This is a genomic window from Moorella mulderi DSM 14980, assembly GCF_001594015.1.
GTDB lineage: Bacteria > Bacillota > DSM-521 > Neomoorellales > Neomoorellaceae > Neomoorella > Neomoorella mulderi.
Genome location: NZ_LTBC01000007.1, coordinates 84,150 through 100,709 on the forward strand (window position 1 = coordinate 84,150; position 16,560 = coordinate 100,709).

Here is a 16,560-nt window from a genome sequence, read left to right on the forward strand (position 1 = left end):
CGGGCATCACCTCACAATCCAAGATCATTCTGGATAATGCCCTTCACTGCTTCAAAGGCTATTTCCCCTACCAACTGGCTGGCGCTGTACAACTTCCCAGTATACTTGCCTGCCTTCCAGCCTTTCAGTGGAAAAGACCAGGTAAAATCTGCGGTGCTTTGACCTGGCAGGACACGACCGGCCACCCGCAACTCAACACCAGCCACCTTGCGGTTGCAACTCACGGTGAGGACGCCCTCACCCCTGGCATTCAGCTTGACCTTCGCCGTAACTAGCTCAAATCGCGGTTGGGTCTCTGCGCTTGTTTTCCGGACAATAATTACCGGTGTCAAGCACTCCTCAGGGGTGGCGCCACTGTGGACCTCACCTGGGGAAGCGCTGCCACCTCTGAACCGGTTATGGGTAAGTAAATACGCAGCCCCTTCTTCCATTACCCACATGTCGTTGTAGCTGCCGTCCAGGTTATCCTCCTTCAAGAAGGCATAGCGACCTCGTACCTCAACTCTCGCCCCTTCCGGTGCTTCCACCTTGGCCTCGCTGGTGGCGGCGAACCGACTGAGGCCGTGATCAGATGTAATAACCACCGCAGGGCATTGGGACAGCAATACCTGCGCGCGGTAGGCCACCTCTTCGATGACCTCCACCGCCTTCAGGTAGGATTGGGGGAATTGATAGGCGTAATGGTGAGCAATATCATCCAGGCCCCGCATCACCTCCTCGCCGTCTTCCCACTCCCTATTGGCCTCAGTTATGGTAGGCAGGTTGGCCCTAGCAATTATCACCTCGCACTCGACCTGGCCGCTCATGGTCAATAACTGGGTTAACAAACCCATCCACTCCGCTCCCATGGCGTCAACCCAGAGTACTTTTGCGCCAGCAGAGCGCTGCCTGGCGAGAAGATCGCTCCTTGTCGGGTAACTCCAGAGCAATTGCTGATCAGCCCACTTGCTTATCAGGATGGCCAGCTCCTCGTCAGCCCGGTCTTTCAGGCGGCAGCGGTTATAGGCGGAAAAATAGGCATCAACAAATTCGTCACCAGTTATGGCAGGCTGCAAATACCACGTTAACTTCGAGAAGGCCACTTCGAGATACTCCCACCAAAGGTCGGGGGCATACCCCGCCAGAAGTTCGCCGGCACACAGCACAAGCTGTTCCCGCTCGGCCACCGATAGGTCGGTTAAAACCGCCACCCGGTCAAGGGGGTCCGTAAGCTCACGGTAACGTTCCCAGAATTCGGCCGGCATGAGGTTAACGCCAAGGCGTTCTAAAAGCTCTTTTCGCTCCCGGCTAAAGGATAGCGACCTGGGCAAGGCAAAGATGGTCATAACGGCATTATAGCTGAAGTCGCTCAGGCCACTACTCCTCCCTAGAACATGATGCAGGTAAGAGCCTGGTCTGCTTCGCGCCTTGCTCCACAACCACACAAGCCATCGTCCGCGCTCATCCAGGTCCTGCCACAAGGTAAAGAGCTGCTGAGCGTTATATCCGGCCACATTCAGTAACCGCCCAGCCACCAGGTCCAGACTATCGCCTTCCCGGACCTGATCAGCCAGCCACTCCCAATCCCCGGGAGAGCCCCATTCTTCCATGAGTTCCTCCCAGCTAACATTCCTACGGACATAGTCAAAGCTGGAAGGATAGACACGTACGCGGCATTCGCTCCACACTCGGCGCACCGGCAACCAGGCTGCCATGGCCGTTATCAGCCAGACTTTGCGGACACTGCCCCGTTCCCACTGAGATAGATACTCTTTTATGCCCTCCGCCACCGGTCGTTCCCCAGATCCAGCGGGAAAAGGTGCTACAATAATCTCGGAGCTGCCTTCCCCTCTAAGGGACCATATGTCGGGAAGCAGTCCTTCCCGATAGCGTGAGACACGGCTTATTTCGGGAAAGAAAAACTCCTCCGCCGACAACAGCGGTATATACAGCCGGCGTATCTTTTCCGCCGGCCACTCGGCCAGGTAACGAATCACTTCGGCGCTTTCTGGATCGAGCCGGATGCACTCGGCTAACGGGATTAACAAGACGCTGTGGCAGCCTGACGCCTCCTCCTTTAGGTATTTCTGTAGCCGCGTCATATCGGGAAAGACGTCTGGTCCACTGCAGAATTCGGACAGGCGAGCCACCCGGTCCACCTCGTAGGTCAGCTTAAGGACCAGGTCATCCCAGGCCCGGCACCCCTGAACGAGAATAAACCGGGTGGCGAAGCGCTCTCCTTTGACACCCTCAGCCCGCAAGTGGGCTATTAACTCGTCCACGCTATTGAAGTCTATCATCGGTATCCCCCGCTTAACTTTACCTCGTCTCCTTTTTAAGTGTGGCCAGCAGTCGGGCCCCGACAAGGGCGTCCTCAGCCGCTAATTGCTTGAGGAACTGTTTCATATCGTCCGGCGATATGGATTCAATAGCCTTTAGGACCTGGGGATAAGCTGTCGCCTGGTAGTTATCGGTTACCCACTGGCGGACCAGCCGGTGGATTTCGCTTAGCCGCATGGGCCAGCGGTAGACACTCCCATTAAGGATACTACGAATATACGCCTGTAGTTGACCCGCCATGCCCGCCTGGCGCACCAAGTCGGCATAGTCGCCGGCAGCCGCCTGGATAAATCTGTCCAGGACATATTGCTGATTCTGCAGGTGGGCAAGCTCAGCCGCGTGCTCGGTCAAATAGCCCATCATCTTGTCTATATCCATCTCAGTCAATTTATGGACATCCTCAAAGCGAACAAAGAATTCATGATGGTCCTGGCCCTCCAGCACCCACTGGATGGGAGTACCCCTTTCCTCGCTCCAGCGCTCCGGCGAGGCCGAACCCGTGAGTTCCCGCCAGCGTTGCTGCAGTTGGGCTATCTTTTTATGCCTGGCCTGCTGCGCTAGGGCCTGCATGATGGCTGCCCTGACCTCGTCTTCGGTCGCTCGGGACAGGTCGGGCAGGGCAGCATATAGCTCCGCGGCTTCCTGATCGCTAAGGCTGTACCCCGTGTATTTCCGGACCAGGACACCGGCCACGGAAGGGCCTCCACTCAGCAGGGATACCAACTGGCCGCTCAAGCGGCGGATGTCCTCCGCGCGGTTATCCTTGATGCCCTGGCCCGGACGGTAAAGCAGTTCGTAAAGGTAATCAATGAGACCAGCAACTTCGGGTGATTGGCCTTCTTTATAGCAAAGAAGAGGTAACTTGCCCTTGAACCAGCTAGCACGGAAATAGTTACGCAGCTCGCCCAAATCCTGTTTCTCCACCCCGCACAGGCCGTTCAGCGCATCCACCAGGTCGAGGTCGCGGACGACTTCGGGTAGCTTCTCCTTCACCCGCTCCTCGCTCCACAGGTAGACATCCTCGTTAAGGAGGGCCCGCAACCGATTCATTACCTGGGGAACATCAAGACGCAGGGCCGCCATAAGCGAGGTTAGCCGGGGAGCGTGGACCTCCCAGAACTTCTTCATACCTACCTGCGCCCTATCCCTGCTCAGCAGCCGAGACAGCTCATGGCGCACCGGCTTAACGGCCTCGACGGCCGCCTCCATCTCCCGATCTCCGAGTTCATCATGAGCGTAAGCCAAAATTTCGCCCAGCGTTCCCACGGCTCGCGCCATATCACGCACCAAACCCGCAGCGGACGTTCCCCGGACATAATAGACAAGAGTCCATAAAGGATAACCCATTTCCATAACTGTCCTGCGCATATTTTTCCGCGTTTCTTCAGGGTAGGCTGCCTGCTCCGGGGTGAGGCGGAAAACGTCGCGCGCCATATGGCAGAAACGCTCTCCCTGAGCCGACATTTTCCGGATCGTATAGTTCTCTGAAAGCTTGAACCCTTTCATCACCTGCTCGATAAGTTCCGCTAGCTTGTTGGGATTGAGGGGCAACGAGTTGGTGCCGTCGGAGTAATAATAGCCCTGGGCATAGTTGCGCAGCAGGAAGGCGAAAAGCAAGATGCCGATGGGTGACGGCATGAGGCCATAAGGAGGTTGCTGTAAGGCTTCCCACAATTGCTTCAGGCTGACATGCTCCCGGGCGGCAAAAAAGCCGTTCACCATGCTTTGCATCTGGCTCAAAGGATGGTCAGGGCGGCCGGCGGTTTCACCGTCCCAAAAACCTTGAATTCTAAGCTCGTTCACCACATTCTTGTATGGCTGCTGAATATTCTGGGCCACCTTGAGGCCTATTTCCGCACCAGCCCTGCCCCAGGCGTGATCATACAAGGTAGCAGTTTGGCTCAGTTTCTCAGGACCGTAGCGGAAAACCGAAGCCACAATATCCCCCAGGTATTCGGTAATAACCTCGCATCCTTTCAGTTCCTCCTGCCGGCCCTGGAAAAAGGCCCGGATCCGCCCTGTGTGCATCGCAGCGAGCCACTCGGTCACGATATTCTTAGCCTTGGTGTCATAATACTTTTGGGTTTTGCTGTCCCGCATTTCCTGGTGATACCAGGAGTGAGCCTGGTAATCGAGCCACTCGCGCCACCGTTTGGCGCCAAAGGCGGCCTGGCTGATCAATATACAATAATTGGTATGGGCCGCGCTTATCTCCGTAGCCAGGTCTTCCGAATCAATCAAATGTTCGTCCTCCTGAGCGACCACCAGAATTACCCCTACCTCGTAAGGCCTTTCCACGCCCTGGAGAACGCGCTCGCGTCGCAGCTTCAGTTCCCGGGCGGAAACGATCTGGACCGGATGGCGCAATTTGGCTGCTCCCTGCAAGGATAGCAGTCCTTTGAGTTCAGAGGCAAATCCGGCCTCGGGGCCTCCGGCCTTAATCATTTTTTCAAAGGTAAGGACGGCTTCAGCCCGCCGCCGACATTCCTCCAGCTTGGCCTGGTCAATGGTGGTGGTGGGCATGATATACTCGCAGTCATTACCCGCCGGCACAGCAAGCATGATGCCCCGGGCGCAAAGGCCGTCCGCCACTTCCCCCACGCGTTGATAAAGTTCGGTGCCAACAAACATGCGCTTGAGGACCGACAGGCTCGGTTTGAGCAAATCATAAGCCCCTTGCGTTTGCCTCCACAAGGCAATAAGCAGCAGCATGACGCGGAATACCCGCAATTCTTTCTCGCTCAGGCTATCCCTGACGGAACGATAATAACTAAGAAGGTCGCTTATGGCTTCGATGCTTTCAATCTTAATGTCCTCAAAGAAGTACTGCCACAGGTAATCAGGTGTCAACCAGTACCAGTAGTCCTGCGGATAATTGGCGATAAACCACTGGAAAGATCCCGGGGCCTCGGTTTTTAGGAATTGGAACAGAGTGCGCTGGCTCGAGCTGTAGAGCGACGAAATGGTAGCCAGAAGATAGGCGGTGAAGGGGTGGATGGGGGCCATGCGCTTGAGGTCGTCCTTGTTAACCCGCTCGCCCAGGACATTGATATGCAGCACGGCCACATCCACTTGACTCCAGAGGGAATCCAGCTTCGCCTCCCACTCATTCCGGCGGTCAGGATGGGCCTCAATCACATTGGCGATAAGTTTATAAGCCGTGACCGGCGTCATTTCCAACTGGCAGTTATGGAACCGGTCGAGGAGTTTTTTTCGCGTGTCCTCGTCAATGCGCGTGAACTGATTTAGGGCGCGGTGGGTGACGAGGAACAGGTAGAAGGGCATGTCAACCGTAGCCTGGGCCAGCTCTTGTAGCGGTGTTACCGGCACGTTGTTGGCGAAGAACTCCGTAAACTCGTCCCAAATGAAGACGATACCCTGCAAGTTGTTGGCCACGATGACTTCCTTGATCCAGGCCTTAACAGCCGCCGGGAAATCAGCCAAGGCCAGCCCTTCTTCCTCCAGCACGGCCGCCACCTGTTCGCCCAGCTTTACATCGCCGGCGCGCAGGCGCTCAATCACTTCGTCGGCCGTAGCCGCGGTCCGAAAGCGGCCGCGGTACTTGGTGAAAGCCGCTTCCCAGTTGAAGATGCCGCTCGGGTCACTCAGCTTGTTCACCAGTTGATCCATGAGGCTTTCACTAAAGGCATTGGTATAACCCTGAGCCCGCAACTGGTCTTTGATCGCCTGCTGCACTTCTATCATCAGGCTGCGGCTCGAGGTGATATGTCCCGACGCCGAACGGTAGATGACCAGGTAGCGGTTGTTTTGGCGCAACGCCTTGAACCGTGGCCATAGAGGCGTCAAGATCTGGTGTTTTTGAAAATAGTCCTCGATGGCCTTAGGATCGTCTTCCAGCAGGTGCTTGATTACGAAGGAGGCGAAGGTCTTGCCCGTTCCGTAGGCCCCAGTAAGCCAGAGGGAACGCTTGTCACCGCCATGCGCCCGTTCCAGGGCGGCGATAAGCTTCTCCAGCAGGTTTCGCATTTGGGCATGGGGAATAAAGAACTTCCAGTTCCCCTGGTGGTTTTTGTCTACATCCTCGGAGAATACCGGGATGAAGTCTTCGCTTACAGCCAGGAAATCACCATATCGCCACACTGCCACTCCTCCTTTTCGGCCAGGCATATCGTTACGCCGTGCTCGTCAATCTTAAAATAATCCTGGTCCAGGACGGTCAGACGATTCAAAACAAACTGCCGGCTGCAGTCGAAAACCACCCAGGGACAGGTAAGGTCGGCGGCCCACGGCAGCCTGGTCCGCCCCTGCTGCAGGTAAAGTCGCTCCATAGCGTGGATTAGTGCAGCGTCACCAGGCTGCCCACCGCGGCGGACAAGGCGGCGCGGTCTCTCCCCGCTCACCTGCCCCCTGGCCTAACTCGCTACCCACCGGAATCCGCTCTAGCAGTCCCGCCAGTTACATGATAGCATTGGTTGCCGTCCGCTCTGCCAGGCGGGGCATCGCCTGTCTGAGCAGCGCCTTCAGTTCAGTGATAGTCCACGCGCCCGGTCCCAGGTGCGCGTACCAGCGGGCGGTGGGAAAAGCGAACACCACATTGACCCAAAGCAACTCCCACAGGGGCAGCAGGCGTTTCCCCGCGCGGCAAACTGTGTCCCCACGGGGGTTAGGCGACCGTCACCATCCTCGATACCGGCTGCTTTCAGCCAGGTGGCCAGGGAAGCTACTGCCGGTTAACCAGGATTGAGCGGTGGCGCGGTCGAACAGGTATAGTTCTAGCCACTCCTGCCGCAGACCAAAATGTTGGTGCAGAGACCAGCCTCTCTCGTGACCCCAATCAAGCAAGATCAAGCACCTCAACCGCCTTATAGGCATGGTCCAGGAAAATGTTGTCCAGGTCCCGCACAATGTTAACGCGGATGAGGCCGTCGCCCCGGGCGGACAGGCCCCTGAGGATACCCTCCAGCGTCTCCCGGCGGACGCCAAACAACGTGTATGGCCCCTCATCAGCGCCCTCATACAACTCGCGCACGGTCAGCTCGTACCGCCCCGTCTTTTCCGCGTACCGGTAGAGGGCGTAGAGAATGGCCACCGGATCGGGGTCATGCCATCCCTTTTTGTACAGGGCGCCGCCGGTGCGCTTGCCAGGCTCTACTTCTTCGCCCAGCCCTAACCCGTTGCCCAAAGGCGTCTTTGTAAGTAAACCAAAAAGCGCTGTCATGGCGTTCCGCCTGGTAGTCTCGCTCTGGGAATAGGCTTCACCCATTTTGATCACCCACTCGGCTTTGGTCATGGTCGCCCCCCAGGGAACGGCAGTGAGGTACCACCTTACAGGCGTCGAGTTGCGGGCCAGGTTGGTCCAGATGACGGCCCAGGTCACCAGATCGCTTGCTCCCCGCCGGGCCAGCTTTTCCCCCAGGTCGGTAACGGCCAGGGATCTCTTGCTACTGCCACTTGTTATCAGTTCGGCATGTTTGAGCCACAGGAGCATGGCGTTAAACTGCCGGTTGCCCAGGCTGTTGCTGCTAACCCAATCCATGGGCGAGGCGAGGAAAGCCGCGAGCCACCCCTTTTCCATCCCAAAGTGCTCGTAGGTGTGCAACGTCTTCTTCTGATTGCCATTCATGCTTAAGCCTCCCTCGCTTGTTGCTAGGGATTTGGCGGTGAGGCAAGCTTCCCCGTGCAGGTCGAGGCACAGGCCGCAGGCCAGGCAATCGTCGCTGACTCGTACCTGCTCATGGGTGACCAAAGCCCCGGTAGGGCACTCTACCTGGCAGGCCTGGCAGTGGCAGCAATAGGCGCTCTTGAGGGCCACGGCGCGAAAGGCTTTGAGAACATAGCGATCGGCGTACGCCAGGCCGTCTACCTCCACGCTGACGCTGTTGTCGTTACGCCGAACGACATAAGGATACACGGTGCCGCCCCGCTCGATGTGCCCCTGACCGGCGCCGGTCCGTGCCAGGCGGCCCAGGGTTTTGGCCCATTCCTGCCAGTCTTCGGTCGGCTGGCGCAGGGTAAAAATAACCCTACCACCCTTTACCTGCTCGACCACCCGGTTGCCGCCGCCGGGAAGATAGCGGCCGCCAGCCCTGCCTTTCCAGTTTCCTTCCTCCAGGTACCTGTCTGCTTCCTTGGGACAGACTCCTGAATTAATGGCATAAGTACGTAATTCATCAATGAAGCATCTCATATCTTGCTGATAAACTTTCCAACTAATAATATCCCACCATGAGGAAGCCATGGGGCATACCGCACAGCCCACGCGGGTGACGCCGTGACGGTAGGCCCGGTTCAGCAGCAGGCGCCGGTCAAAGAGGTACAAGAAGACCTCCCCCGCGTTCCAGGCAATAATGGGGCTGGCGTTGATCTGCGTCTTGTGTTTGCCTCCCGGGGTGATGGACATGTAGGTCGACCGGCCGGCGCTTTCTTCATGGCGCACGCCGTCGAAGATCAGGGCCTTTGCCGCCGCTTTGCCGGCCAACTGGCGCAGAAGCAGCAGAGTGGGTACCGATTTGTGCACGGAACAGCACCAGCGGTGAATACGGCTGGGAGGGCCCATTTCCCGCCAGCTCGTCCGGGCATCCTTCACACTCCTGGCCGTGTGGAAGGTCAGGTGGGGCCACCGTTCTCTGGCTGCCTTCACGGCCAGGTATGTATCGCGAATTTCCATCCCTGTGTCGCCAAAGACGACGACGAATTGATCCGGCTCCAAGACCCGCTGGACGAGGTCCAAGGTTACGAGGGAATCCTTACCCCCGGAGAAAGCTACTGCTACGATATCCACCCTTTTCTGCTTCCGGGTATAAGTTTGGTAGATAAACTTGAGTGATCTCTGTACCAGCCCCTGAAGGAGAGGCCCATTTTTGGCCACCATAGCCTCGACCTTGACCGGGTCCAGGGCCAATCCCGATCGGTGAATCTTAAGTTCAGGCCTGGAAAACAACCCCCCTCCCTCAGCCTCCGCCACCAGTTCACCCCGGTAGTAATACTTCCGGCCGCCAATGGCCCACAACAGGGGTTCCTCCACCCGGGGATAACTCCAGTGCCGGTCGAAGCCCAGGAGGTCAAGTTCCTCAAAAAACACGGGACGGATCTCGCTCCCGACCCCGGTCTCCCTGGTATCGGCCAGCAAGATGCCGCCTGTATCGTTATCCCATTGAATCTCATACATGGGAGACTATACTTCCTCTTTTCTACTACTAACCCAGCAAATCGCGCAGCTCGTTTGAGCGCTTGTGATGCCTTAGCCTCTTAAGGGCCTTGGCTTCGATTTGGCGTATGCGCTCGCGCGTTACACCAAAATGCTGTCCGACCTCCTCCAGGGTTTGTGGCTCATGGCCGTCGAAACCAAAACGTAACCGCAAGACCTGTTCCTCTCTAGGTTTCAACGAGGCCATAAGTTTAGCCACAACCTCTTGTAACAAAGACCAGTTCAGGTCGTGATCCGGCGACGCCCCATATTTCTCCAGGAACCACGTCGGATACGTTCCCATTTCTTCCCATTCGGCCAGCGTGGCTTCCCAGGACAATATAGGCTGGGACACAGCCTGCAACTCGCGCACCCGCCATTCAGGCAAATCCATTTCACCAGCGATTTCTTCTGCTGTTGGCTCTCGCCCGTGGACCTGGTAGAAATCGTCGTTTATGTTTTGCAGCCGCCTGACGGTTTCTAACAAGTGAGCCGGCAAACGAACAGCCCGGCCGTGGTCGGCAATAGCCCGGCTAATAGTCTGGAAAATCCACCAGGAAGAATAGGTACTAAGACGGAACCCGCGGCGCCAGTCAAATCTTTTCAGCGCCTTCATCAAGCCAATACACCCTTCCTGGAATAGATCGAGGAGGTCCATACCTAGGCCGACGTAATTTGTGGCCAGATTAAAAACATGCCCCAGGTTGGCTTCAATCAGGCGTGACGCAGCCTTCCAGTCGCCCTCCTCGGCCAGGCAGGCCAGCCGCCGTTCCTCGCTAGCTGTCAGCTTTTTTTGCCGGCCAATATCCTGCAGTAACATCTGCACCCCGAGATCAGCGAAAAGATCCGGCTCCTCCTCGCCTTGCATCTCATTATCTTCTTCGGAAGCATTACGGTACACCTGGGATAAGTCAACCTCCGGAACATCAATCCCCTTTGAGCCCAAATAATCAAATAGCTGGCGAACTTCAAACGATGATAGACGACAGTCTTCAATAAGGGTTAGGATGTCTTTAGCGGAGAGCGGCCCCGTTCCCGCCTGGAATAACAAATTATCGATAGCTTCTTCGAGGCACGAAGCTGGTTCAGGTTGCTCCAGGTCTTCTTCCAGGTAATAGTCATACCTCTTGTGCCGTCTTCTGGGTACCACTTCCGGCCGCTGCGGGCTCTCCGGAGTGACTTCCTGGTAACGCTGCCAGTTCCTGTTCACGACCTGACTGTCCGGTAATTGATCAACAAGCTCTATCCCTTCAGCGATCAGGCGTTCATAGACCCAGTCGAGGGCTTCCATGGAGACATCGCATTCGCTGGCGCGGAACATGTCAATTATGCCCTGGTAGGTGATGTAGCCGCCTTGCCTTTTGCCAAGCGTTACCAACTGCTGGCAGCACCGTTCCAGCGCCAGACCTTCCTTCGCCATAACCCTTTCCTCAATTAAGGTGTTTGCCAATTGATAGATCCACGACGGTGTAGGTTTTGACCGCTCAAGCACCCCTACCGCCCGTGGTTCTCACCCGAACCAGGCATGGAAGGTCCCCCTCTAAAGCAGTTGATCTAGGTGGCGGTTCGCAAGTTGTTTTATCTGATTTTCCCGCTTCTGTTAGCTCCTGTCCGGGGAACCTCCGTCAGCAAATTCTTGCACACCAGCCCCGACCGCCTCCTGCCCCCTGGGCTGGCACACGTCTAGCCGCCTGACATCCACTGGCTCTTCGTTGCAGCCGAAGGATGCCGTCAGGAGCATGGCGACCAAGAGCAAGAGTATTATTCCGCTCAAGGGAGAAGGTTTTTCTTTCGCACTACGGATAGATCTGGTATAAGGGGCCGTAGGAAAATCTTGTTTTCCTCAGTTGGGTTGATTCGCCATTTATGGAAGAATTCCTTCCGGCCTTTACCGAAATCCGCCTTTATTCTTATAAGCCAGGGTCCTGCGGTAAGTTTTTTATCTCTGGGTTATCCACACTTTTAGGTCGGGTTTTTGCCCCTCCAGCCCGGCAAGAGCGTCATGTTCGAAGCCAGTAAGCCATTTGTAGATAGTGGGCCGGGAAACCCCAGCTTTTTAGGCCACCGCCCTTGGCAAGCTGGGATTTCACTGTGTTTCGCCAGCTCATCCGAGCGGTCTAGCCTCGTATGGGGTTCTTGTTCATCGGGCCGTGGCTTTGCCTCCGGCTTCCTTCGGATTCCACCACGCGATGGACAACCTAGCCTTTGGCTAGCAGACGAGTGCTGCCTCACCTGCAGTGGCCTTTCACCACTAAGTTAACACCCAAGCCGGGCACAAAAAACACGCCTGGTTGGACCGGCCTTACGCCCAATTGAAAAATCGTTTCAGGGAAAAAGCCATCTTCCAGGCGACATCCCTAACTGTCCCAAAAATATGATATAATTACATCTGGAAGAAGGTGTTCCTGTGCCGGAAAATGAATGGAAACCCCGGCCTTCCCACCACCCCCACGACAAGGGTTACAGGCAGCTCCTGGCCGACAAAAGGGTGTTCCTTGAACTGCTAAAGACCTTCGTCCGGGAAAACTGGGTGGCGGCCATTGACGCAGAGGACCTCATCCTGGTGAATAAGTCCTACGTCCTCCAGGATTTCAGCGAGAAAGAAGCCGATATTGTCTACAAGCTTAAGATCCGGGACAAAAACGTCATCTTTTATATCCTGCTGGAGCTGCAGTCAACGGTAGACTACCTGATACCTTTCCGCCTTTTGCTCTATATGGTCGAGATCTGGCGAGAAATCTACAACAACACCCCGCAGAACGAGCGGGAAAGCAAGAATTTCCGCCTGCCGCCCATCATCTCGGCGGTGCTCTACAACGGGGCTAATAACTGGACAGTAGCCAGCACCTTCAAAGAAATGATAAGCAGTTACCAGGAGTTTGCTGGGTATATTTTGGACTTTAGTTACATACTGTTTGATGTCAATCGCTACAGCGAAGAAGACCTTATCAAAGCTGCCAATGTAATCGCTAGCATATTTTTACTGGACCAAAAAGCCAGGCCGGAAACGCTAGTAATGCGCCTCCAAAAACTGGCTGGAGCAATAAAGACCATGACTCCCGATGAGTTCCGTCACATAACAACCTGGCTGAAACACATTATCAAACCTAAAATGCCTCCCGGCGTACAGGCAAAAGTGGACTCCATCCTGGATGCCAACAATCCCATGGAGGTGGAACAGATGATTAGCAACCTGGAAATAGCTCTGGATGAAATGAAGCAAGAAACTCTATTGCAAGGAAAGTTAGAAGGAAAGTTAGAAGTAGCCAAAAACTTACTCCTGCTTAACGTCGACGTCAACACCATTATCAGAGCCACGGGGCTGAATCTGGAAGAGATAAACACCCTAAGAAGACAACTGGAACATTGATCTTTTCTAGGTTCTTAACTATTGCCGGCAACATCCCCCTGGAGTTTGCCATAAGTGAGGCGGCCCATGCCACTCACCCCAGGTCCTGCGGCAAAGGGAAAGAATCTGGACCCCGCCATTACCTGAAGGCTTTAGAACGAAAACGAAAGCCACGCAAATCTAATGCACATAGGCAAAGAAAAATCCGGGCTTCCAACCCGGAAAATATGATTGAGCTTAAAGATGTGGTGCGGGCGAGAGGACTTGAACCTCCACGGATATTCTCCACCAGATCCTAAGTCTGGCGCGTCTGCCGTTCCGCCACGCCCGCAAAAAAATGGTGAGCCATCGGGGAGTCGAACCCCGGACACCCTGATTAAAAGTCAGGTGCTCTACCTGCTGAGCTAATGGCTCATAGATACTGGCTGGGGCGGCTGGATTCGAACCAACGAAATGACGGATCCAAAGTCCGTTGCCTTACCGCTTGGCTACGCCCCAGCAGAGGATAAAAAAATGGGGTGGGAGATGGGACTCGAACCCACGACCCCCAGGGCCACAACCTGGTGCTCTGACCAACTGAGCTACACCCACCATATCTTCCTATCTTTGCTGGCGCGCCTGGCAGGGTTCGAACCTGCGGCCCGCGGCTTAGAAGGCCGCTGCTCTATCCAGCTGAGCTACAGGCGCTTGATTCCTGGAGCGGGTGATGGGAATCGAACCCACGTAACCAGCTTGGAAGGCTGGGGCTCTACCATTGAGCTACACCCGCGCGCAAAGGATATTATACCGCAAAAACTGCTTCAAGTCAAAAACAGTTTTTGCCACTGCCGGGCAAAATCATTAATATCTTGTATCACCTGCTTTATCGCCCGGCCACAGCCGGCTTAAAACCGGCCAGAGGTTCTGGACGGCCCGGGCCCGGTGGCTGAGATTGTTTTTAATTTCCTCCCCCAGTTCGGCCAGGGTTTTACCGTATTCCGGCAGATAAAACAGGGGGTCATAACCGAATCCGCACTCACCCCGGGGCTCCAGGGCGATGAAGCCTTCCAGGGTGCCTTCAGCCAGGTAAGTGTCTCCTCCGGGAGTTACCAGGGCCAGGGCACAGCGGAAACGGGCCGTACGTTGTTCCCACGGTACACCGGCTAAAAGTTGGAGCAGTTTAGCGTTATTCCGCCAGTCATCGGCTGGTTCGCCGGCAAAGCGGGCGGAATAAACCCCCGGCGCTCCATTAAGAAAATCCACTTCCAGACCGGAATCATCCCCCAGAGCCGGCAGGCCGGTGCCTTCTGCCACCGACCGCGCCTTCAAAGTGGCATTTTCCGCAAAGGTCTGCCCCGTTTCCTCAGGCATACGCAAATCCGGGAAATCCCTTAAGGTTGCCACAACCACATCCAGTCCCCGCAAAAGCTCCCGGAATTCCCTGGCCTTCCCTTCGTTACCGGTAGCTACGACTATCCTACTCATGGCCTGTCCCTACCTGGTCCGCCAGGGGCCCCAGGACCTGCCGCTGGATGGCAATTAAACTGGCTATCCCTTCCCCGGCCAGGTCGAGCATGGCGGCCATTTCTTCCCGGCTGAAGGGTTGCTTTTCCGCCGTACCCTGGATCTCTACCAGCTGCCCGGAACCGGTCATAACTACATTCATATCAACACTGGCATGGGAATCTTCCTCAAAATCCAGGTCCAGCAGCAGTTCACCGTTGACCAGTCCCACGCTGACAGCCGCCAGGAAATCCTCGAGGGGCAGCCGGGGTATGGTCCCGGCCGCCACCAGCCTGGCCAGGGCGTCGGCCAGGGCTACGAAACTGCCGGTAATGGCTGCCGTCCTGGTACCGCCGTCGGCCTGGAGGACGTCGCAATCAAGCCAGATGGTCCTTTCGCCTAAAATGGCCGTATCGACGACGCTGCGTAACGCCCGGCCGATGAGGCGCTGGATTTCCTGGGTGCGGCCGCTGATGCGGCCCCGGGTCGCTTCCCGGACGGTCCGCTCTTGGGTTGATCGCGGCAGCAGGGCATACTCGGCTGTAATCCAGCCCCTGCCGCTGTTGCGTAAAAAGGGTGGTACTTTTTCTTCGACGGTAGCACTGCAGATGACCCGCGTATCGCCCATGCTGATCAATACCGAGCCTTCAGCGTACTTAAGATAATGCCGTTCTATCGTCACCGGGCGCAACTCCCTGGGGTTACGCCCCTTTGCCCTGGTCAAGGCCATGGTCGCCACCCCCTATTCCAGTTCCAGCTTCCTGGCGCCTTTGAGTTCCGGCCAGCCGACCAGTTTGAATCCCACCTCACTGAACGCCCGGGCATCCCCGCTGACAAAAAAATTGTGGGCCTGGGAGAAGTGGGGCAGCCTTAAACCGCCGCCGGCGGCCAGGACTTCCTTCAGCTCCCGTACCGTAGCTGCCGCCGGGTCGATTAGAGTTACGCCCGGGCCGGCTACTTCCTGGATAACGGGTGCCAGGAAGGGATAGTGGGTACACCCCAGGATCAGGGTATCAATTCCCGCCTCTACCAAGGGTTCCACGTACTCCGCCACTGCCGCCTCTACCTGGGGCCCGGAAACCAGTCCGGCCTCTACCAGGGGTACCAGTTTGGGACAGGCCCGGGCAAAAACCTGGACTTCCCCGGAACGGGCGAGGAGGGCTTCCCGGTGGGCATTGCTGGCCACGGTAGCTTCGGTGGCCATGACGCCGATGCGGCCATTTTGTGTTGCCCGCAGGGCTTCTATTATTCCGGGTTCAATTACCCCGATAATCGGGACCTGATACTTTTTTTGCAGGTAAGGCAGGGCTACGGCGGAAGTAGTATTGCAGGCATCAACAATAGCCTTGGCTCCTTTTGCAATTAAAAAGCCGGCAATGGCATCGGCAAAACCTATCAGCTCGTCTACAGTTCGGGAACCATAGGGTACATGGGCCGTATCACCATAATAAATAATTGTCTCAGCCGGCAGTTGCCGGGTAATTTCCCGGGCAACCGTCAAACCCCCAACTCCGGAATCAAAAACTCCCACTGGCTGGACGGGCTGCACCGCCCTCAACTCCTTATCGAGGTCCTTATCTTAATATAAAGACCAGCACCTCATATTATATGCTTGCAGCTTAAGCGTTAATGTCTATTTTCCTTTGCTCCGGTAACGGCAAAAACCACCATGAGTGGTTCTTGCTTCATGGACAACCACAAAGGCACCTGGATCCCAATGATTTACCATTTGCTGGATTTCATTTAACTGTTTACGGGGAAAACTAAGGTTTAAAATGGGATGGCACCCATCCCGGCCCTGGCCCTCAGTTATAGTAACTCCGAAGCCGGCTGCCCGCAAAGTTTCAGCCAGTTCAAGGGGATTATGGAGGGTAATTACCTGGACCGTCACCTGCCCCAGGGCCACCTTTTCTTCAATAATACTACCAATAATATTTCCTGTGGCAAAGCCCATGGCGTAAAAAATAAGGCTCGCCGGATCGTTTAAGCGGTCAACTACATATTTTAAAGCCACCACATAGATGGTAACTTCAAAGAGCCCGATACCGGCAGCATAAAAGCGTTTACCCCTGACTAAAAGGAGCATTCTTAAAGTAGCCAGGCTGACATCGGTAACCCGGGCCAAAAAAATTAAAAAATACCCCCCCACCAAGGCCAGCACCGGTATCCCCCCTCAGCAGGTTGCCGTTGCTCCCCCATTGTAACAAAGAAGCAGGGAGCCTGCAAGTCACTGCAGACTCCCTCACGGGGCTAATTAGCGGTA

The 16,560-nt window shown here is 55.9% G+C and carries 12 protein-coding genes and 6 tRNA genes; 1 reads left to right on the forward strand and 17 read right to left on the reverse strand.

Features of this window, described 5'->3' with window-relative positions:
• Positions 1-11: 11 nt before the first annotated feature.
• The 7 genes from pglZ to MOMUL_RS16665 form a co-directional block, all read right to left on the reverse strand.
• The gene (pglZ, locus tag MOMUL_RS09870) at positions 12-2,279 is read right to left on the reverse strand and encodes a BREX-4 system phosphatase PglZ (protein ID WP_062284550.1); all 2,268 of its coding nucleotides are present in this window, start codon (positions 2,277-2,279) and stop codon (positions 12-14) included.
• A 19-nt stretch (positions 2,280-2,298) separates the two neighbouring features.
• Positions 2,299-6,420, reverse strand: coding sequence for an ATP-binding protein (locus tag MOMUL_RS09875; RefSeq protein WP_062284551.1), 4,122 nt, complete (start codon positions 6,418-6,420; stop codon positions 2,299-2,301).
• Positions 6,390-6,680 carry a hypothetical protein gene (locus tag MOMUL_RS09880; protein WP_062284553.1) on the reverse strand — a complete coding sequence of 97 codons (291 nt, stop codon included), beginning with the start codon at positions 6,678-6,680 and terminating at the stop codon, positions 6,390-6,392. Before MOMUL_RS09880 ends, MOMUL_RS09875 begins: the two co-directional genes overlap by 31 nt.
• 55 nt (positions 6,681-6,735) lie before the next feature.
• The gene (locus tag MOMUL_RS16660) at positions 6,736-6,888 is read right to left on the reverse strand and encodes a hypothetical protein (RefSeq protein ID WP_161485000.1); all 153 of its coding nucleotides are present in this window, start codon (positions 6,886-6,888) and stop codon (positions 6,736-6,738) included.
• A gap of 226 nt (positions 6,889-7,114) precedes the next feature.
• A complete protein-coding gene (locus MOMUL_RS09885; protein ID WP_062284554.1) occupies positions 7,115-9,448 on the reverse strand; it encodes a phosphoadenosine phosphosulfate reductase domain-containing protein in 2,334 nt (777 codons plus the stop codon).
• A 28-nt stretch (positions 9,449-9,476) separates the two neighbouring features.
• On the reverse strand, positions 9,477-10,886 hold the full coding sequence (locus tag MOMUL_RS09890) for a sigma-70 family RNA polymerase sigma factor (protein ID WP_062284556.1): 1,410 nt from the start codon (positions 10,884-10,886) through the stop codon (positions 9,477-9,479).
• A gap of 180 nt (positions 10,887-11,066) precedes the next feature.
• Positions 11,067-11,207 (reverse strand): hypothetical protein, encoded by a 141-nt coding sequence (locus MOMUL_RS16665; protein WP_161485001.1) that lies wholly within the window; start codon positions 11,205-11,207, stop codon positions 11,067-11,069.
• 666 nt (positions 11,208-11,873) lie between these two features.
• Here MOMUL_RS16665 and MOMUL_RS09895 point away from each other — a divergent pair.
• Positions 11,874-12,836: an Rpn family recombination-promoting nuclease/putative transposase gene (locus tag MOMUL_RS09895; protein WP_062284558.1), complete on the forward strand. Its 963-nt coding sequence runs from the start codon at positions 11,874-11,876 to the stop codon at positions 12,834-12,836.
• A gap of 225 nt (positions 12,837-13,061) precedes the next feature.
• Here the strand turns inward: MOMUL_RS09895 and MOMUL_RS09900 are convergent.
• The 10 genes from MOMUL_RS09900 to MOMUL_RS09945 form a co-directional block, all read right to left on the reverse strand.
• Positions 13,062-13,146 (reverse strand) — tRNA-Leu (locus MOMUL_RS09900).
• A gap of 7 nt (positions 13,147-13,153) precedes the next feature.
• Positions 13,154-13,229: transfer RNA gene (locus MOMUL_RS09905), tRNA-Lys, on the reverse strand.
• Positions 13,230-13,237: 8 nt separating this feature from the next.
• Positions 13,238-13,313 (reverse strand) — tRNA-Gln (locus tag MOMUL_RS09910).
• A 16-nt stretch (positions 13,314-13,329) separates the two neighbouring features.
• Positions 13,330-13,406: transfer RNA gene (locus tag MOMUL_RS09915), tRNA-His, on the reverse strand.
• A 19-nt stretch (positions 13,407-13,425) separates the two neighbouring features.
• Positions 13,426-13,502 (reverse strand) — tRNA-Arg (locus tag MOMUL_RS09920).
• A gap of 8 nt (positions 13,503-13,510) precedes the next feature.
• Positions 13,511-13,584, reverse strand: a tRNA-Gly gene (locus MOMUL_RS09925).
• 71 nt (positions 13,585-13,655) lie between these two features.
• Complete coding sequence (locus MOMUL_RS09930) at positions 13,656-14,279, reverse strand: XTP/dITP diphosphatase (RefSeq protein WP_062284560.1); 624 nt, start codon at positions 14,277-14,279, stop codon at positions 13,656-13,658.
• Entirely contained in the window at positions 14,272-15,027 is a 756-nt protein-coding gene (gene rph, locus MOMUL_RS09935) for a ribonuclease PH (RefSeq protein ID WP_062284562.1), read from the reverse strand. The genes MOMUL_RS09930 and rph overlap by 8 nt, the downstream gene beginning before the upstream one ends.
• A gap of 12 nt (positions 15,028-15,039) precedes the next feature.
• Entirely contained in the window at positions 15,040-15,846 is an 807-nt protein-coding gene (murI, locus tag MOMUL_RS09940; RefSeq protein ID WP_062284564.1) for a glutamate racemase, read from the reverse strand.
• An 84-nt stretch (positions 15,847-15,930) separates the two neighbouring features.
• Positions 15,931-16,458, reverse strand: a complete 528-nt coding sequence (locus MOMUL_RS09945) for a DUF2179 domain-containing protein (RefSeq protein ID WP_064774381.1) — start codon at positions 16,456-16,458, stop codon at positions 15,931-15,933.
• Between the last annotated feature and the right edge of the window lie 102 nt (positions 16,459-16,560).